At 59.8% G+C, this 25,318-nt stretch carries 29 protein-coding genes; 9 read left to right on the plus strand and 20 right to left on the minus strand.

Annotated features, from left to right (window positions below; genetic code table 11):
- The first annotated feature begins 25 nt into the window (after window positions 1–25).
- Window positions 26–724, plus strand: a complete 699-nt coding sequence (gene tsaA, locus CKW25_RS02415; RefSeq protein WP_095077440.1) for a tRNA (N6-threonylcarbamoyladenosine(37)-N6)-methyltransferase TrmO — start codon at window positions 26–28, stop codon at window positions 722–724.
- Between the two features lie 107 nt (window positions 725–831).
- Here tsaA and CKW25_RS02420 read toward each other — a convergent pair whose 3' ends face one another.
- Window positions 832–1,611: a ferredoxin--NADP reductase gene (locus CKW25_RS02420; protein WP_095077441.1), complete on the minus strand. Its 780-nt coding sequence runs from the start codon at window positions 1,609–1,611 to the stop codon at window positions 832–834.
- Between the two features lie 122 nt (window positions 1,612–1,733).
- Between CKW25_RS02420 and CKW25_RS02425 the strand changes: the two genes are divergently transcribed.
- Window positions 1,734–2,660: a LysR family transcriptional regulator gene (locus CKW25_RS02425; protein WP_095077442.1), complete on the plus strand. Its 927-nt coding sequence runs from the start codon at window positions 1,734–1,736 to the stop codon at window positions 2,658–2,660.
- Between the two features lie 3 nt (window positions 2,661–2,663).
- Here CKW25_RS02425 and CKW25_RS02430 read toward each other — a convergent pair whose 3' ends face one another.
- Both CKW25_RS02430 and erdR read right to left on the minus strand, forming a co-directional pair.
- A complete protein-coding gene (locus CKW25_RS02430) occupies window positions 2,664–3,026 on the minus strand; it encodes a diacylglycerol kinase (RefSeq protein WP_095077443.1) in 363 nt (120 codons plus the stop codon).
- 75 nt (window positions 3,027–3,101) lie between these two features.
- Entirely contained in the window at window positions 3,102–3,752 is a 651-nt protein-coding gene (erdR, locus tag CKW25_RS02435; protein ID WP_095077444.1) for a response regulator transcription factor ErdR, read from the minus strand.
- Here erdR and CKW25_RS26930 point away from each other — a divergent pair.
- Together CKW25_RS26930 and CKW25_RS02440 are read left to right on the plus strand one after the other, a co-directional pair.
- Window positions 3,745–3,870, plus strand: coding sequence for a hypothetical protein (locus CKW25_RS26930; protein ID WP_256577910.1), 126 nt, complete (start codon window positions 3,745–3,747; stop codon window positions 3,868–3,870). The two genes, erdR and CKW25_RS26930, sit on opposite strands and share 8 nt — an antisense overlap.
- Before the next feature lie 119 nt (window positions 3,871–3,989).
- Complete coding sequence (locus CKW25_RS02440; protein WP_095077445.1) at window positions 3,990–4,883, plus strand: DMT family transporter; 894 nt, start codon at window positions 3,990–3,992, stop codon at window positions 4,881–4,883.
- Between the two features lie 3 nt (window positions 4,884–4,886).
- Here CKW25_RS02440 and CKW25_RS02445 read toward each other — a convergent pair whose 3' ends face one another.
- Window positions 4,887–5,597: a tRNA-uridine aminocarboxypropyltransferase gene (locus CKW25_RS02445; RefSeq protein ID WP_095077446.1), complete on the minus strand. Its 711-nt coding sequence runs from the start codon at window positions 5,595–5,597 to the stop codon at window positions 4,887–4,889.
- A 190-nt stretch (window positions 5,598–5,787) separates the two neighbouring features.
- On the opposite strand from CKW25_RS02445, the gene CKW25_RS02450 reads away from it, so the two are divergent.
- Window positions 5,788–6,213 (plus strand): PA3611 family quorum-sensing-regulated virulence factor, encoded by a 426-nt coding sequence (locus tag CKW25_RS02450; protein ID WP_095077447.1) that lies wholly within the window; start codon window positions 5,788–5,790, stop codon window positions 6,211–6,213.
- On the opposite strand, the gene CKW25_RS02455 is transcribed toward CKW25_RS02450, so the two are convergent.
- Window positions 6,214–6,408 carry a hypothetical protein gene (locus CKW25_RS02455; RefSeq protein WP_095077448.1) on the minus strand — a complete coding sequence of 65 codons (195 nt, stop codon included), beginning with the start codon at window positions 6,406–6,408 and terminating at the stop codon, window positions 6,214–6,216.
- Window positions 6,409–6,885: 477 nt separating this feature from the next.
- Between CKW25_RS02455 and CKW25_RS02460 the strand changes: the two genes are divergently transcribed.
- Window positions 6,886–8,004, plus strand: a complete 1,119-nt coding sequence (locus tag CKW25_RS02460; RefSeq protein WP_095077449.1) for a TIGR00730 family Rossman fold protein — start codon at window positions 6,886–6,888, stop codon at window positions 8,002–8,004.
- A 32-nt stretch (window positions 8,005–8,036) separates the two neighbouring features.
- On the opposite strand, the gene recX is transcribed toward CKW25_RS02460, so the two are convergent.
- The 5 genes from recX to CKW25_RS02485 all read right to left on the minus strand — a co-directional run bounded on the left by recX (window position 8,037) and on the right by CKW25_RS02485 (window position 11,819).
- Entirely contained in the window at window positions 8,037–8,504 is a 468-nt protein-coding gene (gene recX, locus CKW25_RS02465) for a recombination regulator RecX (protein WP_095077450.1), read from the minus strand.
- Between the two features lie 8 nt (window positions 8,505–8,512).
- Window positions 8,513–9,580, minus strand: a complete 1,068-nt coding sequence (gene recA, locus CKW25_RS02470; protein WP_095077451.1) for a recombinase RecA — start codon at window positions 9,578–9,580, stop codon at window positions 8,513–8,515.
- An 83-nt stretch (window positions 9,581–9,663) separates the two neighbouring features.
- A complete protein-coding gene (locus tag CKW25_RS02475; protein ID WP_095077452.1) occupies window positions 9,664–10,164 on the minus strand; it encodes a CinA family protein in 501 nt (166 codons plus the stop codon).
- A gap of 102 nt (window positions 10,165–10,266) precedes the next feature.
- Complete coding sequence (locus tag CKW25_RS02480; RefSeq protein WP_095077453.1) at window positions 10,267–10,617, minus strand: phage holin family protein; 351 nt, start codon at window positions 10,615–10,617, stop codon at window positions 10,267–10,269.
- A 458-nt stretch (window positions 10,618–11,075) separates the two neighbouring features.
- A complete protein-coding gene (locus tag CKW25_RS02485) occupies window positions 11,076–11,819 on the minus strand; it encodes a S24 family peptidase (RefSeq protein WP_095077454.1) in 744 nt (247 codons plus the stop codon).
- A gap of 190 nt (window positions 11,820–12,009) precedes the next feature.
- On the opposite strand from CKW25_RS02485, the gene mutS reads away from it, so the two are divergent.
- Together mutS and fdxA are read left to right on the plus strand one after the other, a co-directional pair.
- Entirely contained in the window at window positions 12,010–14,589 is a 2,580-nt protein-coding gene (gene mutS, locus CKW25_RS02490; RefSeq protein WP_095077455.1) for a DNA mismatch repair protein MutS, read from the plus strand.
- A 142-nt stretch (window positions 14,590–14,731) separates the two neighbouring features.
- Entirely contained in the window at window positions 14,732–15,055 is a 324-nt protein-coding gene (fdxA, locus tag CKW25_RS02495) for a ferredoxin FdxA (RefSeq protein WP_007908827.1), read from the plus strand.
- A gap of 511 nt (window positions 15,056–15,566) precedes the next feature.
- Here the strand turns inward: fdxA and rpoS are convergent.
- The 8 genes from rpoS to CKW25_RS02535 form a co-directional block, all read right to left on the minus strand.
- Window positions 15,567–16,571: an RNA polymerase sigma factor RpoS gene (gene rpoS / locus CKW25_RS02500; protein ID WP_095077456.1), complete on the minus strand. Its 1,005-nt coding sequence runs from the start codon at window positions 16,569–16,571 to the stop codon at window positions 15,567–15,569.
- Between the two features lie 105 nt (window positions 16,572–16,676).
- Complete coding sequence (locus CKW25_RS02505) at window positions 16,677–17,534, minus strand: peptidoglycan DD-metalloendopeptidase family protein (protein ID WP_095077914.1); 858 nt, start codon at window positions 17,532–17,534, stop codon at window positions 16,677–16,679.
- A gap of 211 nt (window positions 17,535–17,745) precedes the next feature.
- Window positions 17,746–18,381, minus strand: coding sequence for a protein-L-isoaspartate(D-aspartate) O-methyltransferase (locus tag CKW25_RS02510; RefSeq protein ID WP_172736405.1), 636 nt, complete (start codon window positions 18,379–18,381; stop codon window positions 17,746–17,748).
- A gap of 41 nt (window positions 18,382–18,422) precedes the next feature.
- Window positions 18,423–19,172 (minus strand): 5'/3'-nucleotidase SurE, encoded by a 750-nt coding sequence (surE, locus tag CKW25_RS02515; RefSeq protein WP_095077458.1) that lies wholly within the window; start codon window positions 19,170–19,172, stop codon window positions 18,423–18,425.
- Window positions 19,160–20,218, minus strand: coding sequence for a tRNA pseudouridine(13) synthase TruD (truD, locus tag CKW25_RS02520; RefSeq protein ID WP_095077459.1), 1,059 nt, complete (start codon window positions 20,216–20,218; stop codon window positions 19,160–19,162). Before truD ends, surE begins: the two co-directional genes overlap by 13 nt.
- The gene (gene ispF, locus CKW25_RS02525) at window positions 20,215–20,688 is read right to left on the minus strand and encodes a 2-C-methyl-D-erythritol 2,4-cyclodiphosphate synthase (protein WP_095077460.1); all 474 of its coding nucleotides are present in this window, start codon (window positions 20,686–20,688) and stop codon (window positions 20,215–20,217) included. Before ispF ends, truD begins: the two co-directional genes overlap by 4 nt.
- 42 nt (window positions 20,689–20,730) lie before the next feature.
- A complete protein-coding gene (gene fghA, locus CKW25_RS02530; RefSeq protein ID WP_095077461.1) occupies window positions 20,731–21,576 on the minus strand; it encodes an S-formylglutathione hydrolase in 846 nt (281 codons plus the stop codon).
- Between the two features lie 87 nt (window positions 21,577–21,663).
- Window positions 21,664–22,776: an S-(hydroxymethyl)glutathione dehydrogenase/class III alcohol dehydrogenase gene (locus CKW25_RS02535; protein ID WP_095077462.1), complete on the minus strand. Its 1,113-nt coding sequence runs from the start codon at window positions 22,774–22,776 to the stop codon at window positions 21,664–21,666.
- 106 nt (window positions 22,777–22,882) lie between these two features.
- Here CKW25_RS02535 and CKW25_RS02540 point away from each other — a divergent pair, with 106 nt between their 5' ends.
- Window positions 22,883–23,779, plus strand: coding sequence for a LysR substrate-binding domain-containing protein (locus CKW25_RS02540; protein WP_095077463.1), 897 nt, complete (start codon window positions 22,883–22,885; stop codon window positions 23,777–23,779).
- A gap of 497 nt (window positions 23,780–24,276) precedes the next feature.
- Here the strand turns inward: CKW25_RS02540 and ispD are convergent, their stop codons facing one another.
- On the minus strand, window positions 24,277–24,990 hold the full coding sequence (gene ispD / locus CKW25_RS02545) for a 2-C-methyl-D-erythritol 4-phosphate cytidylyltransferase (RefSeq protein ID WP_095077464.1): 714 nt from the start codon (window positions 24,988–24,990) through the stop codon (window positions 24,277–24,279).
- Window positions 24,987–25,265 (minus strand): cell division protein FtsB, encoded by a 279-nt coding sequence (gene ftsB / locus CKW25_RS02550; RefSeq protein ID WP_027619031.1) that lies wholly within the window; start codon window positions 25,263–25,265, stop codon window positions 24,987–24,989. The genes ispD and ftsB overlap by 4 nt, the downstream gene beginning before the upstream one ends.
- Between the last annotated feature and the right edge of the window lie 53 nt (window positions 25,266–25,318).

Below are 25,318 nucleotides of genomic sequence, written 5' to 3' on the forward strand. Positions count from 1 at the left end.
CAGCTTGTAACTTGAGGCTTCAGTAATGACCTACAGCGTTTCCCCCATCGGCTTCGTGCGCTCCTGCTTCAAGGAGAAGTTCGCCATCCCCCGTCAACCGCAACTGGCCCCGGCCGCCCGCGGCATTCTGGAGTTGGTGGCACCGTTCGACCAGGGCGATGCCGTGCAGGGCCTGGAACAAGTCAGCCATGTCTGGCTGCTGTTTCTGTTTCATCAGGCACTGGAAGACAAGCCACGGCTCAAAGTCCGCCCGCCGCGCCTGGGTGGCAACAAATCCATGGGCGTATTCGCCACCCGTGCGACCCATCGCCCCAACGGCATCGGTCAATCGGTGGTCAAGCTGGACAAGGTTGAAGGCAGTCGCCTGTGGATCTCCGGCATCGACCTGCTGGATGGCACACCGGTCATCGATATCAAGCCCTACGTGCCTTACGCCGACATCATTCCTGAGGCGTCCAATGCGATCGCCAGCGGTGCGCCGCTGCTGATTCCGGTGCACTGGACAGATACCGCACTGCAACAGGCTCACACGCACGCTCAGCGCCTTGAAGAGCCCCTGATCGAACTGATCGAGCAGTGCCTGGCCCAGGATCCGCGCCCGGCCTACCAGACCCCAACGCCCGAGCGCGAGTACGGTGCACAGTTCTGGGACCTGGACGTGCGCTGGCATTACCCCGAAACCGGACTGATCCGCGTTCTGGAAGTCATCCCCGCGAACGGTTAAACGCCAGAAACGAAAAAGCCCGCGCTGCCTTCTCAGGCAACGCGGGCTTTTTTCTGGCGCAAACTTCTGTAGGAGCCGGCTTGCCAGCGCCTACAAGTGACCGCAGATCATTTCTCGACGAACGCACGCTCGATCAGGTAGTCGCCTGGCTCGCGCATCCGCGGCGAAACCTTCAGGCCGAAGCTGTTGAGCACTTCGCTGGTTTCGTCGAGCATGCTCGGACTGCCGCACAGCATCGCGCGGTCGTCTTCAGAATTGATCGGCGGCAGGCCGATGTCGCTGAACAGCTTGCCGCTGCGCATCAGGTCGGTCAGGCGGCCTTCGTTCTCGAATGGCTCGCGGGTCACGGTCGGGTAGTAGATCAACTTGTCACGCAACGCCTCGCCGAAGAACTCGTTCTGCGGCAGGTGCTCGGTGATGAATTCGCGGTAAGCGACTTCGTTGACGTAACGTACGCCGTGGCACAGGATCACTTTTTCGAAACGCTCGTAGGTTTCCGGGTCCTGGATGACGCTCATGAACGGCGCAAGGCCAGTACCGGTGCTGAGCAGGTACAAGTGTTTACCCGGCTTCAGATCGTCCAGCACCAGGGTGCCGGTCGGTTTCTTGCTGATGATGATCTCATCGCCTTCCTTCAGATGCTGCAACTGGGAAGTCAACGGGCCATCAGGCACCTTGATGCTGAAGAACTCCAGATGCTCTTCCCAGTTCGGGCTGGCAATGGAGTAAGCACGCATAAGCGGGCGGCCGTTGGGCTGTTGCAGGCCGATCATCACGAACTGACCGTTCTCGAAGCGCAGGCCCGGATCGCGGGTGCACTTGAAGCTGAACAGAGTGTCGTTCCAGTGGTGAACACTGAGGACACGCTCGTGGTTCATGTTGCTCATGTACGTGGGACTCCTGGAGATTTTGCCTGCGCCGATGCAGTGCGCAATTGCATCGCATTCTAATGGCGGCGACAATATCTGTTAAATGGATTATTAAGATAAGGGTTATCGGTTATATCGATATGCGATTTACTCTACGTCAACTTCAAGTCTTCGTCGCCGTCGCTCAGCAAGAGAGTGTGTCCCGTGCCGCGGGCCTGCTCAACCTCTCGCAATCAGCGGCCAGCACCTCCATCACCGAACTTGAGCGCCAGTCGAGCTGCCAGTTGTTCGACCGCGCCGGCAAACGCCTGAGCCTCAACGCCTTGGGCAAGCAGCTGTTGCCACAAGCGGTGGCCATGCTCGACCAGGCCAAGGAAATCGAAGACCTGCTCAACGGCAAGTCCGGTTTCGGCTCGCTGGCGGTCGGCGCCACGCTGACCATCGGCAATTACCTGGCCACCCTCCTGATCGGCGGCTTCATGCAGCGTCATCCGGAAAGCCAGGTGAAGCTGCATGTACAGAACACGGCGCATATCGTGCAACAGGTGGCGCACTATGAAATTGATCTGGGTCTAATCGAAGGCGACTGCAGCCACCCGGACATCGAAGTGCAGAGCTGGGTCGAGGATGAGCTGGTGGTATTTTGTGCCCCGCAACATCCGCTGGCGAGCCGTGGCCAGGCGAGCATGGAGGAGCTCACTCACGAGGCGTGGATCCTTCGGGAGCAAGGCTCCGGCACACGCCTCACTTTTGACCAGGCCATGCGCCACCATCGCAGCACGCTGAACATCCGCCTGGAACTGGAACACACCGAAGCCATCAAGCGTGCGGTCGAGTCGGGCCTGGGGATAGGCTGCATTTCCCGGCTTGCGCTGCGTGACGCCTTCCGTCGCGGCAGCCTGGTGGCCGTCGAAACCCCGGACCTCGACCTGGCGCGGCAGTTTTACTTCATCTGGCACAAACAGAAGTATCAGACCTCGGCCATGCGCGAGTTCCTCGACCTGTGCCGCGCCTTCACCGCCGGGGTTCAGCGCAGCGACGAGATCGTACTGCCGACCATAGCCTGAGGCTCAGATCAGAATGACTGCCCACACCAGCGCAATCATGCTCAGGGCCACGAACTGAGCGGCGCTGCCCATGTCCTTGGCGTTCTTCGACAGTGGGTGCAGCTCGAGGGAAATCCGGTCGATGGCCGCTTCCACGGCGGAGTTGAGCAGCTCCACGATCAACGCCAGCAGGCAGACGGCAATCAGCAGCGCCTGTTCGACGCGGCTGACATCCAGGAAGAAGGTCAGCGGAATCAGGATGACGTTGAGCAACACCAGCTGGCGAAAAGCCGCTTCGCCGGTAAAGGCTGCACGCAGGCCGTCCAGGGAGTAGCCGGAAGCGTTGAGGATGCGTTTGAGACCGGTTTGACCTTTGAAAGGTGACATAAGAGTAGGCAACTGAACAAATAGGAATGGAAAAGCTAGATCAACAAAAGTCAAAAAAGCGTGAATGTAGAGCCGTTACAGGTTGGAAATTGACTCAAGTTGTTGCAGGAGCAACGCCGCCTGAGTCCGGGTGCGCACACCCAGCTTGCGGAAGATCGCCGTCACGTGCGCCTTGATGGTGGCTTCCGAAACATTCAGCTCGTAGGCAATCTGCTTGTTCAGCAACCCTTCGCAGACCATGGTCAATACGCGGAACTGCTGCGGGGTCAAGCTCGCCAGGCCTTCACTGGCCGCCTTGGCCTCAGCCGACACGCTGACCTCTTCGAACGCCTGTGGCGGCCAGAAGACATCGCCATCGAGCACGGCGCGCACGGCCTGCTGGATCACTTCCAGCGAACTGGATTTCGGGATGAAACCGCTGGCGCCAAACTCACGGGACTTGACCATGATCGACGCTTCTTCCTGCGCCGAGACCATCACCACCGGAATCTGCGGGTACTGCCCGCGCAACAGCACCAGCCCGGAAAACCCGTACGCGCCGGGCATATTCAGGTCCAGCAGTACCAGGTCCCAATCGGCCTTTTCGGTCAGGCGGGTTTCCAGTTCGGCAATGCTTGCCACTTCCACCAGGCGCACGTCGGGGCCAAGGCCCAGGGTTACCGCCTGATGCAGTGCGCTGCGAAAGAGGGGGTGGTCATCGGCAATCAGGATTTCGTATGTGGCCATTTTTCAAATGATCCTGTTTTTCATGGCAGGCCTGATGCATTCAAGCCTCACCAAAGCAACTCAAGGCACCGCCAATCAGCGGCACCAACAGGGCACGTTCAACGCCAAGAGCCCATGAAACCGGCGTTTCAATCTTCGGCCGCACCCCAATCGGCGCCAAGGATGCCCAGCGAAGCCGGGGTGGTCAAGCCGCATCCTTTGCGGCATCTTAGCTGGCTAACTAATAAGAGTGCCATCATGCAGACCAAAGCCCTGCGTGCCGATGTCCTGATGCTGATTACCGCCATGATCTGGGGGTCGGGATTTGTCGCACAAACCTCCGGCATGGATCACATCGGTCCTTTTCTCTATTCCGGCCTGCGCTTTGCGCTGGGTTCGCTGTGCCTGCTGCCGCTGGTCTTGCGTGGCCCGCGGCACCAGGCCAAGGCCGAGCCCTTCCTGACCCGGGGCTTGTTGATCGGGGGTGGCCTGATGGGCCTGGCCCTGGCCCTGGGAATCAACCTGCAACAAGTCGGCCTGCTATTTACCAGCGTGACCAACGCCGGTTTCATCACCGGCCTCTACGTCATTGTGGTGCCTCTGCTGGGTCTGTTGATTGGTCACAAGACCGGCCTCGGCACTTGGCTCGGGGCGATCCTGGCAGTCCTGGGGATGTTCCTGCTCAGCGTTGGCGATCAGTTCCAGGTGGCTTCCGGCGATTGGTTGCAATTGATCGGGGCATTTGTCTGGGGCGGCCATGTGGTGCTGGTCGGCGTGTTTGCCAGCCGCCACGACCCTATTCGCCTGGCGTTTGTGCAGTTCGCGACGTGCGCGGTGGTCAGTATGATCCTGGCGTTGTGCCTGGAAACCTTTGACCTCAGCGCAATCATCGCGGCCGGCCCGGCCATCTTGTATGGCGGCCTGATTGCGGTCGGTATCGGCTATACCTTGCAGGTGATCGCACAAAAGGACGCGATCGCCTCGCACGCGGCGATCATTTTTTCCATGGAGGCCGTGTTTGCCGCCATTGCCGGCGCCTGGCTGCTGGATGAACACCTGCAACCACGCGGCTACATCGGTTGTGCACTGATGCTGGCCGGCATGCTGATGGCCCAGCTCTGGCCAAGGAAACCGGCGCTGGCCAGGGCGTGAGAGTTACAGGTACGGCTTGAGACGGCTGTGGGTTTCGTCTTGCGGGTCAATGGGAAGCTGGAACTTGGCTGACAGGTAGTGGGTGCTGAAAACGTCCAGGTAGGCGTCCAGCACTTCGCTGGCCACTTGATCATCGGCCAGTTCCAGGCACAACGCCGCGACTTCCGCGGTACAGAAGTGGTCGTCACGCTTGGAGCGGCGCAGTTTGTAGCGCGACAGCTGCTCGGGGGCGAGACTCAGGACCGGCAAGTGTTCCAGATACGGACTCTTGCGAAACATCTTGCGCGCCTCGCTCCAGGTCGCGTCCAGCAGAATAAACAGTGGGCGCTTGCCCTCCTCCAGCCTGACCTCGGACACCACCCGCTCCGGGGCAACGAACTCCCCCGGGAACACGATGTACGGCTGCCACTGCGGGTCCGCGATCAGCGCCAGCAGGCCCGGCTCGACCTCGGTACGCGACCAGGGAAAAGCACTGGTCTCGTTGATCACATCCGCAATCAACCAGCCGGTATTGCTCGGTTTCAACGGTTCGACATCGTGCATCACCAGGCACATGGCCGACTTCGCCGCCACTTTCGGTCGCCAGGCGCACATGCAATGGCTGGGAATCACTCGGCAACCGCCGCAACGCTCAGCCCGCGAGCCGCGCGCTACAAAAGGTTTGACGGCGCGAGCCAGGCGCTGGGCGCGCAAACGGGAAACGGCATGGCTCATGGCAGGCTTCGATGCAAAGGGGATTGATTCGACACAAAAAGCGCTCGGTAAGGCAATAAAGTCGTGGCAGTTTACCAGAGCCACCTGCGCAAACCTGTACCGCCCGCCCGCAGCCCCCTATAATTCGCCGCCACTGAACGCTCAGCCCCGTGACGGGTCGAAGCACCAGTCACTGAATCAGGAGAGTTTCATGCTGCGCCTTATCGTTCCCACCGTTGCCCTGTTGCTGGCCCTGCCCCTCAGTGCCCAGGCGGCGTCCAAGCAGGACTACGACCTGAACAAAATGCTGCAAAAGGTCGCCCAGGAAAGCAACGTCGGGCTGCCGCGCGAGGTCAGTGACAACATTCTCGACCAAGGCTATACGGTCGAGGGCAAGGAACTGATCGACCATCTGAGCGTACAAGCCGTTTATGCCGAGCAAATGCGCGCCAATCCGAAGGCGGTTTATCTGCAGCTGGGCGCCAGCGTCTGCCGCAACCCCAACTACCGCAAACTGATGGCCAAGGGCGCAATCATGCGGTACGAGTTCACCGAGAACAAAACCAACCGTCCTGTGGCCTCGGCCAGGTTCCAGGAATCGGATTGCCCTGCCCAGCCTGCACAAAAGAAAAAGTAATCAGCGCGAGCCCGCGCGCCGCTGCTCATCAGCGGCTCGCAACTCTGCCAGCAGCGCCTGCAAGTACGCCGAACACTGTTCATTGCCCTGCAGGCGCCGGCGACACTCCTCCTCGAGGCTGACGTGATGCTCGTCGGCTGCCGACTTCAGCAATCGATACAATGGCGTGTCGATTTCTAGAATGACCTGGGTCATGACCTGCCTCCCTGTATGGGTATCGCACCCCACGGCTCCTGATGCCTTGTTCCGTGGTCCGGACGCATGGCGACCTTGCTGTGTCTGTTACTGAGTAAATCAGCGCCCAGGCCATCCGGCGCAACGCCTGACCGGCGGTGAATGCCAATGACAAAGCGCTAACCCGCTATTGCCAGCACCGACTTTTGAAGCCCATGATCAAGCCAGCGCAATTCACTGCAAAGGTCTAGATTCATATAGGTTGATACTCAACGCTCAAGGCAGAAAAGGGGCTGCCCTCAGGTGTCTGTCGTGCGAACATTTCTTTCATCCAAGGGATAAACAGAACCCGTCTGGATGACCCGATTACCCATGTACATCTTTCGGGTCGGGTTTAGCGCCCAGCCTTTTTGGGCAGGCTGACAGCGACACAAGCCGTGTCGCGGCTCCAACGAACTGCTCGTTCGGGCCGAGGTTCTGTGTAGAAGGAGAAGTTGAATGCCTTACCAACCGAATGACCTTCTGATACGTCATTTTCAAAGCAACGGCGTCGATCTCACCAGCAAGATCGAAGAACAACTCAACCAGCTTTCACCCAACAGTCCGAATATCCCGATTTATCGCGACATGATACTGACGGTCCTGCGCATGGCCCAAGAGGACCATAATCGCTGGAATGCCAAGATCACCCTGCAAGCCCTTCGCGAACTGGAACATGCCTTTCGCGTACTGGAGCAGTTCAAGGGACGACGCAAGGTGACCGTTTTCGGCTCGGCACGAACACCGGTCGAACACCCGCTGTATGCCCAGGCCCGGGAACTGGGGGCAAAACTCGCGCAATCGAACCTGATGGTCATCACCGGTGCCGGTGGCGGCATCATGGCTGCCGCCCACGAAGGTGCGGGCCGGGATCACAGCCTCGGATTCAATATCACCCTGCCATTCGAGCAGCATGCGAATCCGACCGTCGGCGGCACGGCAAACCTGCTGTCCTTTCACTTTTTCTTTACCCGCAAGCTGTTCTTCGTCAAAGAAGCCGACGCACTGGTGCTGTGCCCGGGCGGTTTCGGCACCCTGGACGAAGCCCTCGAAGTCCTGACCCTGATCCAGACCGGCAAAAGCCCCCTGGTACCGGTGGTATTGCTGGATGCACCCGGCGGCACGTTCTGGGAAGGGGCGCTGGACTTCATTCGCAATCAACTGGAGGCCAACCGCTACATCCTGCCAAACGACCTGAAGCTGATTCGACTGGTGTACACCGCCGAGGAGGCCGTGGCGCAGATCAACCAGTTCTACAGCAACTTCCACTCCAGCCGCTGGCTGAAACATCAGTTTGTGATCCGCATGAATCACCCGCTCCACGAACGGGCACTTGAGCACATACAAGAGGCGTTTGCCGACCTGTGCCTGAATGATCACTTTCACCAGCATGCCTACAGCGGCGAGGAGCATGACGAGGTGCAATTCAGCCACCTGGTGCGCCTGTCGTTCACCTTCAACGCCCGTGATCACGGACGCCTGCGTGAACTGGTCGACTACATCAACCTGCCGGAAAACTGGGTCACGACTCAGCCGGCTACGCCAAAGCGCAAACGGGAACCGAGCAAGGTGACATAAAAAAACCCGACTATTTGCATAGTCGGGCTTCTTTAGTCTTCCATTCCCCGGCCGCTGAACAAGCGGCCGATCATTTCCATGGAATAACCACGGTAGGCGAGAAAGCGCCCCTGCTTGGCACGCTCGCGAGCATCTATCGGTAAATGCCCGGCAAACTTGCGCCGCCAGGTCTCTTCCAGGCGCTCTTGCCAGCTGATTCCGCTCTCGCGCAGGGCGAGTTCGATATCGGCACGCTGCAAGCCGCGCTGGCTGAGCTCTTCACGGATGCGCAAAGGGCCGTAGCCGGAACGGGCACGGTAGGAAACGAAGCTTTCGAGGTAACGGGATTCGGACAGCAGGCCCTCTTCCGTCAAACGGTCGAGTGCGGTGTCGATCATTTCATCTGGAGCGCCGCGCTGACGCAGTTTACGCGTCAGCTCGACTCGACCGTGCTCGCGTCGCGCGAGCAGGTCCATTGCGGTTCGCCGCACCGCGACGAGGGTATCGAGTACGGCGGTCATTGGATCAATCAGATATCAGCGTCAGCCAGGTCATCGGCAGTCTCTTTGACCGAAGAAGCTTTGACCGAAGAAGCCTTGACGTCTGGAGTCGGTGTCAGCAACTTGTCGCGAATCTGCTTCTCAAGCGTGGCCGCGATGTCCGGATTGTCCTGCAGGAACTTGGCCGAGTTGGCCTTGCCCTGACCGATCTTGCTGCCGTTGTAGGCATACCAGGCACCGGATTTCTCAACGAAGCCGTGCAGCACGCCCAGGTCGATCATCTCGCCGTTGAGGTAGATACCCTTGCCGTAAAGGATCTGGAACTCGGCCTGACGGAACGGCGGGGCTACCTTGTTTTTCACGACCTTGACGCGGGTTTCGCTACCAACGACTTCGTCACCTTCCTTCACCGCGCCAGTACGGCGGATGTCCAGACGTACCGAAGCGTAGAACTTCAGCGCGTTACCACCGGTGGTGGTTTCCGGGCTACCGAACATCACGCCGATTTTCATCCGGATCTGGTTGATGAAGATCACCAGGCAATTGGCGTTCTTGATGTTACCGGTGATTTTACGCAGCGCCTGGGACATCAGGCGGGCTTGCAGGCCTACGTGCATGTCGCCCATTTCACCTTCGATTTCAGCCTTGGGTACCAGGGCCGCCACGGAGTCGATGACGATCACATCGATGGCGTTGGAGCGCACCAGCATGTCGGTGATTTCCAGGGCCTGTTCACCGGTGTCAGGTTGCGAGACCAGCAGGTCGTCAACGTTGACGCCCAGCTTGCCGGCGTACTCTGGGTCCAGGGCGTGCTCGGCATCGACGAACGCGCAGGTCGCGCCCATCTTTTGGGCCTGGGCAATCACCGACAGGGTCAGTGTGGTTTTACCGGAGGATTCAGGACCGTAGATTTCAACGATACGGCCTTTTGGCAGACCGCCAATGCCGAGCGCGATGTCCAGACCCAGAGAGCCTGTGGAAATAGCCGGGATCGCCTGACGGTCCTGATCGCCCATACGCATTACGGCACCCTTGCCGAATTGACGTTCGATCTGACCCAGGGCCGCAGCCAAGGCTTTCTTCTTGTTGTCGTCCATTAAAGTCCTCACGTAATCAATAAGGCCTGACGGCCAACACCTGTATAAGTAGACAGTATTATTCCACAGCGTTTGTGGATCGCCTACCCCTGATTTGAGATTTCTGCGTCGGCATGCTGTAGCAACCCCTCTAGCGCGGCCTTCACCGTTTGTCGGCGAACCTCATCGCGGTTACCCGGGAAGTGCCGGCACTCGCTGAAAACCGCCTCGCCAATGCCCCAGGCCAGCCAGACAGTGCCCACCGGCTTGTTCGACGAGCCGCCGTCCGGCCCGGCAATACCGCTGACCGCCACGGCGAAACGCGCCTGACTGTTGCGCTGGGCACCCCGGACCATGGCTTCGACCACCTCGCGGCTGACCGCCCCGACCTGGACGAACAACTCGGCCGGCACTTTCAATAGCTGGGTCTTCTGGCGATTGGAATACGTGACATAGCCGGCCTCGAACCACGCCGAACTGCCGGCAATCCGGGTGATCGCTTCGGCGATACCGCCACCGGTACAAGACTCGGCGGTGCTGACGTGGGCATTGAGAACCTGCAGGCGCCGCCCCAGTTCCGCGGCAAGCTGGGTGATTTCGTTCACGACTCTCTCCTTAAATCAGGCGGGCATGAGCGCTACCGTACACCAGCGGATTGCGCTTGCAAGACACAGACTGGATCAATTTGTGAGTAGGTCGGCACCGATCTACTGCGGGTCCGCAGGGTCGTGACGAACTGCCGGTCCAGCCACCCCGATACGCTTGGCCGCCCAACGCTCGTAAAGCCCGATGGCCACATCGGCACCGGCCATGGCCGTCAGGCAACCCAGCGCCCCCGCCGTCCAGGTCGAGAGGTTGGCGGCATACAGCAGCATGACGATCGAGACGCCGCAGATCATGCTGGAACCGGAGCGCAGGAGCAGGCGCCGCAGCAGTGACCAGCCGCGAGCGCCCGCCTTGTCGGCCCGCCACATTTCACCTGAGACACCACCCAGCAACGTGAGGGCAATGACAAGCCAGACAGGAATATCCAGCAATGCTTGCTGTTCGTTTGTCATCTCACTACTCCCGAGTGGAAAAATCGCCATGAACCCAGCCTGTCCCTGGTCGAGCAACACCTTGCTGACGGGCTCGAACACAGACTATGCATGTATGCATATACAGTCAATGCACTAACGCATTTCGTAACGCCAAATAAATGCACCGACGCATCAAAGCATCGACAGACAAGGTCTTTGCAGATATCCACAGACAGAAAAGCTCGCCGCGTGGCGCAATGCTGTTCAGTCAAGAAGCGCTTGAAGTGAGTAAAAACCCCGAGGCTTGCTCGCGTTGGGGTGTGAAGCGCGCCCAACAAAGCGACTACGGCCTTTCAGAACGAACTCGGCGATAGTTTCTGGGGCTGCTGTGCAGCCCAGCGCGAGCAAGTTCGCTCGCCACAGGGAATGTATGAGCCCCCCGATCCTTGACTGAACAGTATTGCGCCGCGTGGCGGGCTCTACCTGATAGCTGAGGGTTAGCGGGCGTACATACCCCACCAGAAGACGTGCCCGAGGATGACGATCTGTTCTTCCTGGACGTCCTGGAAGCTGTAGTCCTCGTCCGGGTGTTCATCGCGATTGAAGCTGCGCAGGCGAATCCCACTCGGCAGACGATAGAGCTGTTTCACCCGCAGTTGGCCGTTATGGTTAATGGCATACAAGTCACCGTCGACAATGTCGCCGATTGCGCACTTCGCTGCATTCACCCCGACCGTGGCGCCATCGCGCAGCACCGGCAACATGCTGTTGCCGCGTACCGTCACGCATTTTGCCTGGTCGAACTGCACGCCGTTGTGGCGCAGGCTGCGCTTGCCGAAACGCAGGCTGGCGCGCTCGCTTTCCTCAATGACGAATCTTCCTGAACCGGCAGCCAATTCAACCTCGCGAAGAAAGGGCACCGACACCTCGTCGTCGTCAACGGGCGTGTCGTCATCCCACAGGCTTATATCCTTGAGCTCCGCATGCACCGGGCTGCGTACAGCCGCCATGGACGCGGCCAGGTCGGCGCGGCCGCGCAACTGGTCGGTGCTCATGCGAAAGTACTCGGCAATCTTCGAGATATGTTTATCCGAAGGATCCGCGATCTTGCCGCCGAGAATCCGCGAGAGAGTGGACTGAGGCACCCCGGTGCGACGGTGAAGCTCCGTCGGGGAGATCCCATGCTGGTCGAGCAGCGCCCAGAGGACGGTGGAAACGTTGCGTTTTTGCATAATGCACATAGTGCGAGTTCTGTTCGATGATGACAATTGCTGTTTTGCATAAGCGCTACATCAACGACAGAAACCATCCCGAGCCGTTCATCCCTGGGTCGTCCGGACCGGCCCATGGTAACCTTGCGCCCATCGCGGAAAAGCCGGGCCGATGCCCACCTTTACCCCACCCCCTTGAATGAAATCGCCTGATTACCTGATGAATAAAGCACTCTCCGATCTGTCCTCCCACACGCCGATGATGCAGCAGTACTGGCGCCTGAAGAACCAGCACCCTGATCAGTTGATGTTCTACCGCATGGGTGACTTCTACGAGATCTTCTACGAAGACGCGAAGAAGGCCGCCAAGCTGCTGGACATTACCTTGACCGCCCGTGGGCAGTCGGCCGGGCAGGCGATACCGATGTGCGGGATTCCATACCACGCCGCCGAAGGTTACCTGGCGAAGCTGGTCAGGCTCGGTGAGTCGGTGGTGATCTGTGAGCAGGTCGGCGACCCGGCGACCAGCAAAGGGCCGGTGGATCGCCAGGTGGTGCGCATCATTACCCCCGGCACCGTCAGCGACGAGGCGCTGCTGGACGAGCGTCGCGATAACCTGATCGCCGCGGTACTCGGCGATGAGCGCCTGTTCGGCCTGGCCGTGCTGGACATCACCAGCGGTAACTTCACGGTGCTGGAAATCAAAGGCTGGGAAAACCTGCTGGCGGAACTGGAGCGGGTCAACCCGGTCGAGCTGATGATTCCCGACGACTGGCCAAAAGACCTGCCGGCGGAGAAGCGTCGCGGCGTTCGTCGTCGTGCACCGTGGGATTTCGAGCGTGATTCGGCGCTGAAAAGCCTTTGTCAGCAATTTTCCACCCAAGACCTCAAGGGTTTTGGCTGCGAGAACCTGACCCTGGCCATCGGCGCTGCTGGCTGCCTGTTGAGCTACGCCAAGGAAACCCAGCGTACCGCCCTGCCCCATTTGCGCAGCCTGCGTCACGAGCGCCTGGACGATACCGTGGTCCTGGACGGTGCCAGTCGCCGTAACCTGGAGCTGGACACCAACCTGGCCGGGGGCCGCGACAACACCCTGCAATCGGTGGTCGACCGTTGCCAGACCGCCATGGGCAGCCGTTTGCTGACCCGCTGGCTGAACCGCCCGCTGCGCGACCTGCAAGTGTTGCAGGCACGTCAGAGCTCGATCACATGCCTGCTCGACAGCTATCGCTTCGAACGACTGCAACCGCAATTGAAAGAAATCGGCGACATCGAGCGGATTCTCGCGCGAATCGGCCTGCGCAATGCACGCCCGCGTGACCTGGCGCGCCTGCGCGATGCGCTGGGCGCCCTGCCGGAACTGCAAGTGGCGATGGGCGAGCTGGAAGCACCACACCTGAACCAGCTGGCCGACACCGCCAGTACCTATCCCGAACTGGCCGCCCTGCTGGAAAAAGCCATCATCGACAACCCGCCCGCCGTCATTCGTGACGGGGGGGTGTTGAAGAGCGGTTACGACGCCGAACTCGACGAGCTGCAATCACTGAGCGAAAACGCAGGCCAGTTCCTGATCGACCTCGAAGCCCGCGAGAAGGCCCGCACCGGCCTGTCGCACCTGAAAGTCGGTTACAACCGGATTCACGGCTACTTCATCGAGTTGCCGAGCAAACAGGCAGAGCAGGCACCGGCCGACTATATCCGCCGCCAGACCCTCAAGGGTGCCGAGCGCTTTATCACGCCTGAACTCAAAGCCTTCGAAGACAAGGCCCTTTCGGCCAAGAGCCGTGCGCTGGCCCGCGAAAAGATGCTCTACGAAGCGCTGCTTGAAGACCTGATCAGCCAACTGCCACCGCTGCAGGATACCGCTGCCGCCCTGGCCGAACTGGATGTCCTGAGCAACCTGGCCGAACGCGCCTTGAACCTGGACCTGAGCTGCCCGCGATTCGTCAGCGAGCCGTGCATGCGCATCAGCCAGGGTCGTCACCCGGTGGTCGAGCAGGTGCTGACCACGCCGTTCGTGGCCAACGACCTGAGCCTGGATGACAACACGCGAATGCTGGTGATCACCGGCCCGAACATGGGCGGTAAATCCACCTACATGCGTCAGACCGCGCTGATCGTACTGCTGGCCCATATCGGCAGCTTCGTGCCGGCAGCCAGTTGCGAATTGTCGCTGGTGGACCGCATCTTCACCCGGATCGGCTCCAGCGACGACCTGGCGGGCGGGCGCTCGACCTTCATGGTCGAAATGAGCGAAACCGCGAACATCCTGCACAACGCCACCGAACGCAGCCTGGTGCTGATGGATGAAGTCGGCCGCGGCACCAGCACCTTCGACGGCCTGTCGCTGGCCTGGGCGGCAGCCGAGCGCCTGGCACAACTGCGTGCCTATACCCTGTTCGCCACGCACTACTTCGAACTGACGGTGCTGCCGGAGAGCCAGCCGCTGGTGGCCAACGTGCACCTCAATGCCACCGAGCACAACGAGCGCATCGTGTTCCTCCACCACGTGTTGCCCGGGCCTGCCAGCCAGAGCTACGGACTGGCGGTTGCGCAGTTGGCCGGCGTACCGACCGAGGTCATCGTACGGGCACGTGAGCATTTGAGCCGCCTGGAAACCACCAGCCTGCCCCATGAAGTGCCGACACCGGCCAAGGGCAAACCGGCAGCGCCACAGCAAAGCGACCTGTTCGCCAGCCTGCCCCATCCGGTGCTCGACGAGCTGGCCAAGCTCAGCCTGGATGACATGACGCCGCGTCGAGCACTCGAAATGCTCTATACACTAAAGACACTGATCTAACGCACAGGCTTGCAAGCTGATAGAATCTCGCGCGGTTTGGGATGCTGCAGGCACATAGCCTGGTCTGCAGACTATCGCTCCCAAACCTGGCGACCCCACCGTGAAGGGGCGCTGCAAGCCGCGCCTGAGGAGAGAATTAGAAATGACCTTCGTCGTCACCGACAACTGCATCAAGTGCAAGTACACCGACTGCGTAGAAGTCTGTCCGGTGGACTGCTTTTACGAAGGCCCGAACTTCCTGGTGATTCACCCGGATGAGTGCATCGACTGCGCCCTATGCGAGCCAGAATGCCCTGCCGTGGCCATCTTCTCCGAAGACGAAGTCCCGGAAGAGATGCAAGAATTCATTCAGCTGAACGTTGAGCTGGCCGAAATCTGGCCCAACATCACTGAAAAGAAAGAATCGCTGCCCGATGCCGAAGAGTGGGATGGCGTCAAAGGCAAGATCAAGGATCTCGAACGCTGATCCTGACAGTACCCTCGAAAAGGCCCCTTGCGGGCCTTTTTGCATTCCTGGGTTGCGATACTTTTTCACGGGCAAAAAAAGGGGCGGTATGACCCGCCCACATTTTTTCCCTATTCCCTGTATTCCTTTTCATCATCCTGATGAATCACGTCCTTGAGATGTTCCTTGACCATCATCCTTGATGGCTGTGTCTGTCCGTCGACACAGGACCCATACTAGAGAATTCCTTGGCAAGAGCAATCACAGGCAATGACCAAACGCTCCGTATAGAAACCTGAAAGATTGTAAAAACACCCTTTAAAAACAATGAATTAACAAACAGCCCAGGGTCGTATGGACGACTGCTACCGAACATAAAAACCGAACACTTACGAAAGAGTAAGCCAGGGCTTACATCAAGCTAAGAAGGTGTACGGGCAGCCCTCGAACGATTAAACATTCCACCGAATCGCGCCTAACAAAAAGCCCCGGGGCTAACGGGGCTTGTTGTGGTCACGCGGGCTGGCTCCAGTTACTGGAACAACGACTCGCTCGACAATCCATTCTTCTCAAGGATCTCACGCAGGCGCTTGAGACCCTCGACCTGTATCTGTCTGACCCGTTCACGGGTCAGGCCGATTTCCAGGCCAACGTCTTCCAGCGTGCTGCTTTCATGACCACGCAGGCCGAAGCGACGGATCACTACCTCGCGCTGCTTGTCGGTCAACTCCGAGAGCCACTGATCGATGCTCTGCGACAGGTCATCGTCCTGAAGCAGCTCACAGGGATCGGTGGGACGGTCATCGGTAAGGGTGTCCAGCAAGGTCTTATCCGAATCCGGACCCAGCGAGACGTCGACCGAAGAAACCCGCTCATTCAAGCCGAGCATGCGCTTGACCTCGCCCACCGGTTTTTCCAGCAGGTTGGCGATTTCTTCGGGAGAGGGTTCGTGATCGAGCTTTTGAGTGAGCTCTCGCGCCGCCCGAAGGTAGACGTTGAGCTCCTTGACCACATGAATCGGCAACCGGATGGTGCGGGTCTGATTCATGATGGCGCGTTCGATGGTCTGACGGATCCACCAGGTCGCGTAGGTCGAAAAGCGGAAACCGCGCTCTGGATCGAATTTCTCCACCGCCCGGATCAGCCCAAGGTTGCCCTCTTCGATCAGGTCGAGCAACGACAGCCCACGATTGACATAGCGCCGGGCGATTTTCACCACCAGTCGCAGGTTGCTTTCAATCATGCGCTTGCGTCCGGCCGGATCGCCACGTTGCGACAGGCGCGCAAAATGAACTTCTTCTTCCGGGGACAACAAGGGGGAAAAGCCGATTTCATTGAGGTACAGCTGCGTCGCGTCGAGCGCCCGCGTGTAGTCAATGTACTTATGCTGTTTAAGTGAGGCGGAGTGCTTGGATTTGGCGCGAGTCGAAGGCATGGGAGAGCCTTCGTTCAACGTCTGATCCGATGCGACGTCGGTCTCCATCAGGAGAACCTCATCGTCGATGTCAAACTCCGGCACTTCTTTACTGAGAGCCATTGTTATAGTCCTTTGGTGAGTTCGACCTCAAGCTCAAGCGGCGCCTTTATCCTTGGCAACGCTGGAGCCTGTTCCCTCTACGTGATGGAACAGGCTGGTAACAAATCAACGAGCAGGCAGGAATTGCAGCGGATCTACAGGCTTACCTTGTCGGCGAATCTCAAAATGCAGTTTCACCCGGTCTGTACCCGTTGACCCCATTTCGGCAATTGTCTGTCCGACCTTGACCTGCTGCCCCTCCCGAACCAACAACCTGCGGTTATGACCGTAGGCACTGACGTAGGTATCGCTGTGTTTGATGATGACCAGTTCGCCGTAGCCCCGCAAGCCACTCCCGGCGTAAACCACCGTCCCATCAGACGCAGCTAAAACAGGCTGTCCCAAATCCCCGGCGATATCAATTCCTTTATTCAAACTACCGTTTGAAGAGAATTTTCCAATCAGAATGCCATTAGATGGCCATCCCCAGCCCTTGGGCGCGGGCCCGGCTGGTGGCAGCGGCGCGGAGGCCGACTTGTTTGCGACGGACGGTGCAGCGCTCTTTGTACCGGCCGATGACCCCGAAGCGGGGCTCCGCGTGACGGTGAGTTTTCCGGAAGAAGAAGTCGTTGTTGTGGACGACGTCACAGTCTGGTTCGACGTTGAACCGGAGCGCCCGTCAAAGCGAATCGTCTGACCCGGGCGAATGGTGTAGGGCGCGGGAATGTTGTTGCGTGCAGCCAGCGCTTTGTAGTCCCAACCGTAGCGAAAGGCGATGGAAAACAGGGTATCGCCCTTGCGCACGACATACTGGCCGGTAGTAACCGCGGGACGCTTGGCTGCCGCACTGCCGCCGTCGACGACCCGTACGTCACTCGATTTCGTGCTGGAACAACCGACCAACAATGAACTCAAGACAAGGCCAGTCACCAGGCACTGAAAGCTTGTGGTACCGATACGCTGTGCAATGTCCGTGAGACTCACCCGCCGCTCCCTTTCTGGTGGCTGAAAATAGAATATGCCGTGTTCAGGCATTAAATGTCGCAAGTATAACTGGCCGTTTGCACTTTTCCGTCGGTCAGGCGAAATCAAGACACGCACACGTTTGCTTGCTGTTGTTCAACTGCGTTTAACCGATCGTTGCCGCTATAAGACCCGGGCAATCGAAGAGAATTCAGCGCCCTTGAACAAATGCTCAGGCCAATGGCCCGTTGAGCAACGGGACGAAGCGTACTGCGCCTAGAACACGCCTGGAAAAGCCCTGCTCCTCGCGAATGATCAGCATCAACTGCTGAACTTCGCCCGACCCTACCGGAATCACCAGGCGCCCTCCCGGCGCCAACTGATCAAGCAGTGCCTGAGGCACGTCGGTGGCAACTGCGGTGACAATGATGCCGTTGTAGGGCGCCAGTGCCGGCCAGCCTTCCCAGCCATCGCCCCAGCGAAACACCACGTTGCGCAGGTTCAACTCGACCAGGCGCTCCTTGGCCCGGTCCTGCAGGACCTTGATGCGCTCAACCGAGAACACCCGCTCGACCAACTGCGACAGCACCGCCGTCTGATAACCGGACCCAGTGCCGATTTCCAGCACTTTATCCAGAGGACCAGCCTCCAGCAGCAGCTCGCTCATGCGCGCCACCATGTAGGGCTGGGAAATGGTCTGGTTGTGGCCGATCGGTAACGCCGTGTCTTCATAGGCGCGGTGCGCCAGCGCTTCATCGACGAACAGGTGACGCGGTGTACGGCGGATCACTTCCAGTACCTGGGCGTTGCTCAGGCCTTCTTCGTACAGCCGCTGAATCAATCGCTCACGGGTGCGCTGGGAGGTCATCCCGATACCACGACGCAGAATATCGTCTTGCTCACGAGCCATCAGCGCAGCCCCTCCAGCCAGCCGTCGAGACTTTCAAAGGCACTATTGAAGGTCCGGTCGAGTTGCAGCGGGGTGATCGAAACGTAGCCCTGCATCACCGCGTGGAAGTCCGTGCCTGGCCCGCCATCTTCAGCGTCACCGGCCGCCGCAATCCAGTAGCCGGACTTGCCACGCGGATCGACCACCTTCGTGGGCGCCGCCGCACGGGCACGGTGGCCCAGGCGAGTCAGCTGAATGCCGCGAATGTGATCCAGGGGCAAGTTCGGAATGTTCACGTTCAGCACCGTGCGTGGCGGCAGGTTGAGTTCGGCGTGAGCCTCTACCAGTTTGCGCGCAAAGTAGGCCGCCGTCGGCAGATTTTCAACCTGGCGCGATACCAGCGAAAAGGCAAAGGATGGCCTGGCCAGGAATCGCCCTTCGAGCGCGGCCGCGACCGTACCGGAATACAGCACGTCATCGCCCAGGTTGGCCCCTAGGTTGATCCCGGAAACCACCATGTCCGGCTCGTGCGCCAGCAGCCCATTGAGGCCCAGGTGCACGCAATCGGTCGGCGTACCGTTGATGCTGATGAAGCCGTTGGCCAGGGTTTGCGGATGCAGCGGACGATCGAGCGTCAGCGAACTGCTGGCGCCGCTTTTGTCCTGGTCCGGGGCAACGACCACGCACTCGCTGTAATCCGCCAGCGCAGCATAAAGCGCGGCAAGGCCGGGGGCTGTTACCCCGTCATCGTTAGAAATCAGAATACGCATGGGCTGTCCGTCTGCCCCACCGGCACCAGATCGACGAGCTCACGCACCAATACGGTGGCGAAGCATCCGGCCGGCAGGACGAATTCCAGTTGCAGAATGTCAGGCACGGGATAATGCCACGTCAACCCGCCAATGGGCAGCCGCAGGATGCGACGTTCATGGCTCATTCCGGCATTCACCAACCAGTCGCGCAAGTCGGCTTCCCCGGATGCGATTCGCTGTTCCAGTTCATGGGTCGCACCGGCGGCAGGTGACTCGCCCTCGCCCCACTGCGGCCCGGTCGGATGCAGGTCGAGTATGGCCAGGCGCGGGTCGCTGCATTCCTCGATACCGGCAGGGAAAAAGCTGCGGCTGTCGGTGAAGGCCAGCAAATCACCTACCTGGGCACGCTGCCAACTGCCATCGGCCACTCGCGCCGCCAGCACTTTATTGAACAGAAAGCTGCGCGCCGTGGACAGCAATCGCGAGCGCACATTGCGCTGCTCCGGCAGCGCCTTGCGTGCCGCCCACTCCCGCGCGTCAACCACGTTGCCGCCGTTATGCCCGAACCGCTGGGCACCGAAGTAGTTGGGAATACCTTGTTTGGCGATCAATTGCAGACGCGCTTCAATGGCCGCCTTGTCACCTGCAAACTGGGTCAGGCGCAAGGTGAAGCCGTTGGCCGAATGCGCACCGCGCTGCAGCTTGCGTTTGTGCCGGGCGGTCTTGAGGATTTTCAGCGTGTCGTTTTCTGCCGCGGACAAGTCAGGATCAGCCTTGCCTGGCAATTGCACACTGAACCACTGGCGGGTCAGCGCCTGGCGGTCCTTCAGGCCGGCATAGCTGACCGTGCGCAATGGCACACCAGCCGCCTTGGCAATTCGCCGTGCCGCTTCCTCGGTATTCAGGCCACGTTTTTCCACCCAGATCCACAGGTGTTCGCCTTCGCCGGTCAACGGAATGTCGAGCACTTCATCGACCTGGAAATCTTCCGCGATGGCTTTGAGCACGGCGGTGCCAAGGGCGTCTCCATAGGCTCGCGGGCCGAGCAGTTGCAATTCGTTCATGCGCGCGACAACAAGGCAACGGCGTGTACGGCAATGCCTTCTTCGCGACCGGTAAAGCCGAGCTTTTCGGTGGTGGTGGCTTTCACGTTCACTTGATCCAATTCAACTTGAAGATCCGCGGCAATCAGCGCGCGCATCGATTCGATATGCGGGGCCATTTTTGGCGCCTGGGCGACAATGGTGTTGTCGACGTTGGCCACTTTCCAGCCCTTGGCATGGATCAGTGCAACGACATGACGCAACAGCACACGGCTGTCAGCGCCCTTGAACTGTGGGTCGGTATCCGGGAAATGCTTGCCGATGTCGCCGAGTGCGGCGGCGCCCAGCAAGGCATCGCTCAACGCATGCAGCAGCACGTCGCCGTCGGAGTGGGCGAGCAGCCCGAAGCTGTGAGCAATCCGCACGCCGCCCAGAGTGATGAAATCGCCTTCAGCGAAACGGTGCACATCATAGCCGTGGCCAATACGCATAAAAAAACGCCCCGATTTAGTCAGGGCGTGATTCTACCTGCTTTAGGCGCCAAGGGCGTGGGCGTGATGCCGCAAGTGATCATCAATGAAGCTGGCGATGAAGAAATAGCTGTGATCGTAGCCAGGTTGCAGACGCAAGGTCAGCGGATGGCCCGCCAGTTTTGCGGCCTGCCGCAAGGCTTCGGGCTTGAGCTGGGTGGTCAGGAAATCATCCCGGTCCCCCTGGTCTACCAGCAACGGCAGTTTTTCGCCGGCCTCGCTGATCAACACACACGCATCCCACTCACGCCACTTCGAGCGCTCTTCGCCCAGGTAGCGCGAAAACGCTTTCTGGCCCCACGGGCAATCCATGGGATTGTTGATGGGCGCGAAGGCCGACACCGACTGATAGCGACCCGGATTGCGCAGGGCACACACCAGCGCGCCATGCCCGCCCATTGAGTGACCACTGATGGCGCGTTTATCCGATGCCGGAAAATTCGCCTCGACCAACGCCGGCAATTCCTCGACGACGTAGTCGTGCATCCGATAGTGCCTGGCCCAGGGTTCCTGTGTAGCGTTCAGGTAGAACCCGGCTCCCAGGCCGAAATCCCAGGCGCCGTCCGGGTCACCCGGCACATCCGCGCCCCGCGGGCTGGTGTCCGGCGCCACGATGATCAGCCCAAGCTCGGCCGCCATGCGCATGGCCCCGGCCTTGTGCATGAAATTCTCGTCCGTGCAGGTCAGGCCCGACAACCAGTACAGCACCGGCAGCTTGCCGCCCTGCTCCGCTTGGGGCGGCAGGTACACGGCAAACACCATGTCGCAACCGAGCACTTCGCTGCGGTGCTTGTAACGCTTATGCCAGCCACCAAAACTCTTCTGGCATGAGAGATTTTCCAGACTCATGGGACCTCCCAGCTGCAAGTTGCAAGCTTCAAGCGGCAAGTGGGGCGAGCCCACTTGCCGCTTGTGGCTTGCAGCTTGTCGCTGCTCTTAAAAGTGGATGACCGAACGGATGCTTTTGCCTTCATGCATCAGGTCAAATGCCTTGTTGATGTCTTCCAGGCCCATGGTGTGGGTGATAAAGGTATCCAGTGGAATCTCGCCGCTCTGGGCCATGTCCACATAGCTTGGCAATTCGCTGCGACCGCGTACGCCACCAAACGCCGAACCGCGCCAGACGCGACCGGTCACCAACTGGAACGGACGGGTAGCGATTTCCTGGCCGGCACCGGCGACACCGATGATCACCGACTCACCCCAGCCCTTGTGACAGCATTCCAGCGCCGCGCGCATCAATTGAACATTGCCGATGCATTCGAAGGAAAAGTCGACGCCGCCATCGGTCATGTCGACGATGACCTCCTGGATCGGACGGTCGAACTCCTTCGGGTTCACGCAGTCAGTCGCTCCCAACTGCCTGGCGATTTCAAATTTGGCCGGGTTGATGTCGATGGCGATGATACGGGCCGCCTTGGCCTTGACCGCACCGATGACCGCCGACAGACCGATACCGCCCAGACCGAAGATGGCCACGGTGTCACCCGGCTTGACCTTGGCCGTGTTGATCACCGCACCAATCCCGGTGGTGACACCGCAGCCCAGCAGGCAGACTTTTTCCAGCGGTGCCTCTTTTTGAATTTTCGCGACGGAAATTTCCGGTAGCACGGTGTACTCGGAAAAGGTCGAGGTACCCATGTAGTGGAAAATCGGCTGGCCTTTGTAGGAGAAACGCGTAGTGCCGTCCGGCATCAGGCCCTTGCCCTGGGTGGCACGAATGGCCTGGCAGAGGTTGGTCTTGCCCGACTTGCAGAACTTGCACTGGCCACATTCCGGGGTATACAGCGGGATCACGTGATCACCCACCGCGACCGAGGTCACCCCCTCGCCGATGGCTTCGACAATGGCTCCGCCTTCGTGACCGAGGATCGACGGGAAGATGCCTTCCGGGTCCGCACCGGACAAGGTGTAGGCATCGGTATGGCATACACCGGAGGCGACGACACGCAACAGGACTTCACCGGCCTTGGGCATGGCGACATCGACTTCAACGATCTCGAGGGGTTTCCTGGCCTCGAAGGCAACGGCAGCGCGCGACTTGATCATCCTGACTCTCCAGTGAATAAAAACGAGGCAACGAGTGTAAAACACTGCAGGACGATTAATAATCAAGCCAAAAGCAAAACATTATTGCCGTACAGGGATAATCTAAATGTCCGACAACCGCTGGGAAGGTATCGACGAGTTCGTGGCCGTCGCTGAATGCAGTCAATTCACCGCAGCCGCCGAACGCCTCGGGGTTTCGTCTTCCCATATCAGTCGACAAATCGTACGCCTGGAAGAACGCCTGCAAACCCGCCTGCTCTATCGCAGTACACGGCGAGTGACCCTCACCGAAGCCGGACAGACCTTCCTGCAACACTGCCAACGCTTGCAGGACGGTCGTGAAGAGGCCTTGCGCGCCGTCGGCGACCTGACCAGCGAACCCAAGGGCATGTTGCGCATGACCTGCGCAGTGGCCTACGGCGAACGTTTTATCGTGCCACTGGTGACCAGCTTCATGGGGCTTTACCCGCAACTGCGCGTCGATATCGAGCTGAGCAACCGCCCCCTGGACCTGGTGCATGAAGGCCTGGACCTGGCGATCCGCCTGGGCCGCCTGCAAGACTCACGACTGGTCGCCACCCGCCTGGCCCCACGACGCATGTACCTGTGCGCCTCGCCGTCCTACCTCGAACGCTACGGCCGCCCCCACAGCCTGTCCGAACTGAGTCGTCACAACTGCCTGATCGGCAGCTCGGACCTCTGGCAACTGGAACAGGACGGGCGAGAATTTTCCCAGCGGGTACAAGGCAACTGGCGCTGCAACAGCGGGCAAGCCGTGCTGGATGCGGCACTGCAGGGTGTTGGCTTGTGCCAGCTACCGGACTACTACGTGCTGGAACACCTGAACAGCGGCGCACTGGTATCGCTGCTCGACGCCCATCAACCGCCGAACACCGCCGTATGGGCCCTGTACCCGCAGCAACGCCATCTATCGCCGAAAGTGCGCAAACTGGTGGACTACCTCAAGGACGGGCTGGCCAAACGACCGGAGTACAGTGGCTGAAGCAGACTGAAGTAGGCTTTGGCTTTGGCTTTGGCTTTGGCTTTTGCTCTGGCTCTGGCTCTGGCTTTTGATCTTGATCCACCCGCCCCATCGGCAGGCCGAGCGCAGGCGTTCATCAGGGGAATGGCGCGCAGCGCCCCTCGACGCAGTCGAGGACATCGCATGGAGGTCGAGCGAAGCCGACCGGAGGGCGATGCCCCCTGAAGAATGCCGAAGCGAGGGAACCCCGAGCCTCGGCGAGGGGCCGGACGCTCGGGGCGAAGCGTTTTTTTGCTTACTTTTTTTAGGCGCTTGTAAAAAAAGTGAGTCGCCGTCGGGCGAAACCATAAGTCGCCATGACCGCAGCAACGGATATGTACACCGCACCTGCACGAGAATGGCCAGCCACCAGACCGCCTTCGCGGGCAAGCCCGCTCCCACAGGTGTACCTACGCGAGAGAATGGTTGGCTACCAAGCCGCCTTCGCGAGCAAGCCCGCTCCCACAGAGAGGGGTCGCCTACAAAGAACCGCGATGAGCCCACCGCTGACGCAACCACTCAAGATCTTCAGGCCGGGTCACCTTGAGATTATCCGCCCGCCCCTCGATCAAGCGCGGCGCCTGCCCCGACCACTCCATGGCGGACGCCTCATCGGTAATGGTCACATCAGCCACCAGGCTGTCGGCCAGCGCCCGATGCAAAGCCCCCAAACGGAACATCTGCGGCGTATACGCCTGCCAGATCAAACTCCGGTCAACGGTTTCGAGCACCCGGCCATGCTTATCCACACGCTTGAGAGTGTCACGGGCCGGCACGGCGAGCAGCCCACCGACCGGATCATCCGCCAGCTCCGACAGCAGCTTGTCGAGATCGTCGCGGGTCAGGTTCGGTCGCGCAGCATCATGGACCAACACCCAGTCCTCATCGGCAGCGCCCTGCGCGTGCAGGTGCAGCAAGGCATTGAGCACAGACCCCGAGCGTTCTTCGCCACCCTCCACCCGCTGAATGCGAGGGTCGGCAGCGCAGGCCAGGTTCGGCCAATAAGGATCATCAACAGCAAGACTGACCACCAACCCCTTCAAGGCTGGGTGATCGAGGAAACAGCCGAGGCTGTGTTCGAGAATAGTGCGTCCGCCCAGTTGCAAGTACTGCTTGGGACGGTCCGCGGCCATACGGGCACCGACGCCCGCGGCGGGAATCACGGCCCAGAAGGCCGGCAAGGCGTGCATCATTGGGCCAACTGGTAAAGCGTTTCACCGTCCTTGACCATGCCCAACTCATGGCGGGCCCGTTCTTCAACGGTCTCCATGCCTTTTTTCAGCTCCATGACTTCTGCATCCATCACTCGATTGCGCTCCAGCAGGGTCTGGTTTTCAGCTTGCTGATCGGCAATTTGCTGAGTCAGGTCGGCCACCTGCGCCAGGCTGCCGTTTCCCACCCACAGGCGGTACTGCAAACCACCCAGGAGCAAGAGCAAGACAAGAAACAACCAGTAGGGACTGCGCATCGAATATCAGGTATCCAGTGAAAAAAAACAGCCATGCCAAGACTTTGAAGCGT

Source organism: Pseudomonas sp. Irchel s3h17, assembly GCF_900187505.1.
In the GTDB taxonomy this organism is placed as follows: Bacteria; Pseudomonadota; Gammaproteobacteria; order Pseudomonadales; family Pseudomonadaceae; genus Aquipseudomonas.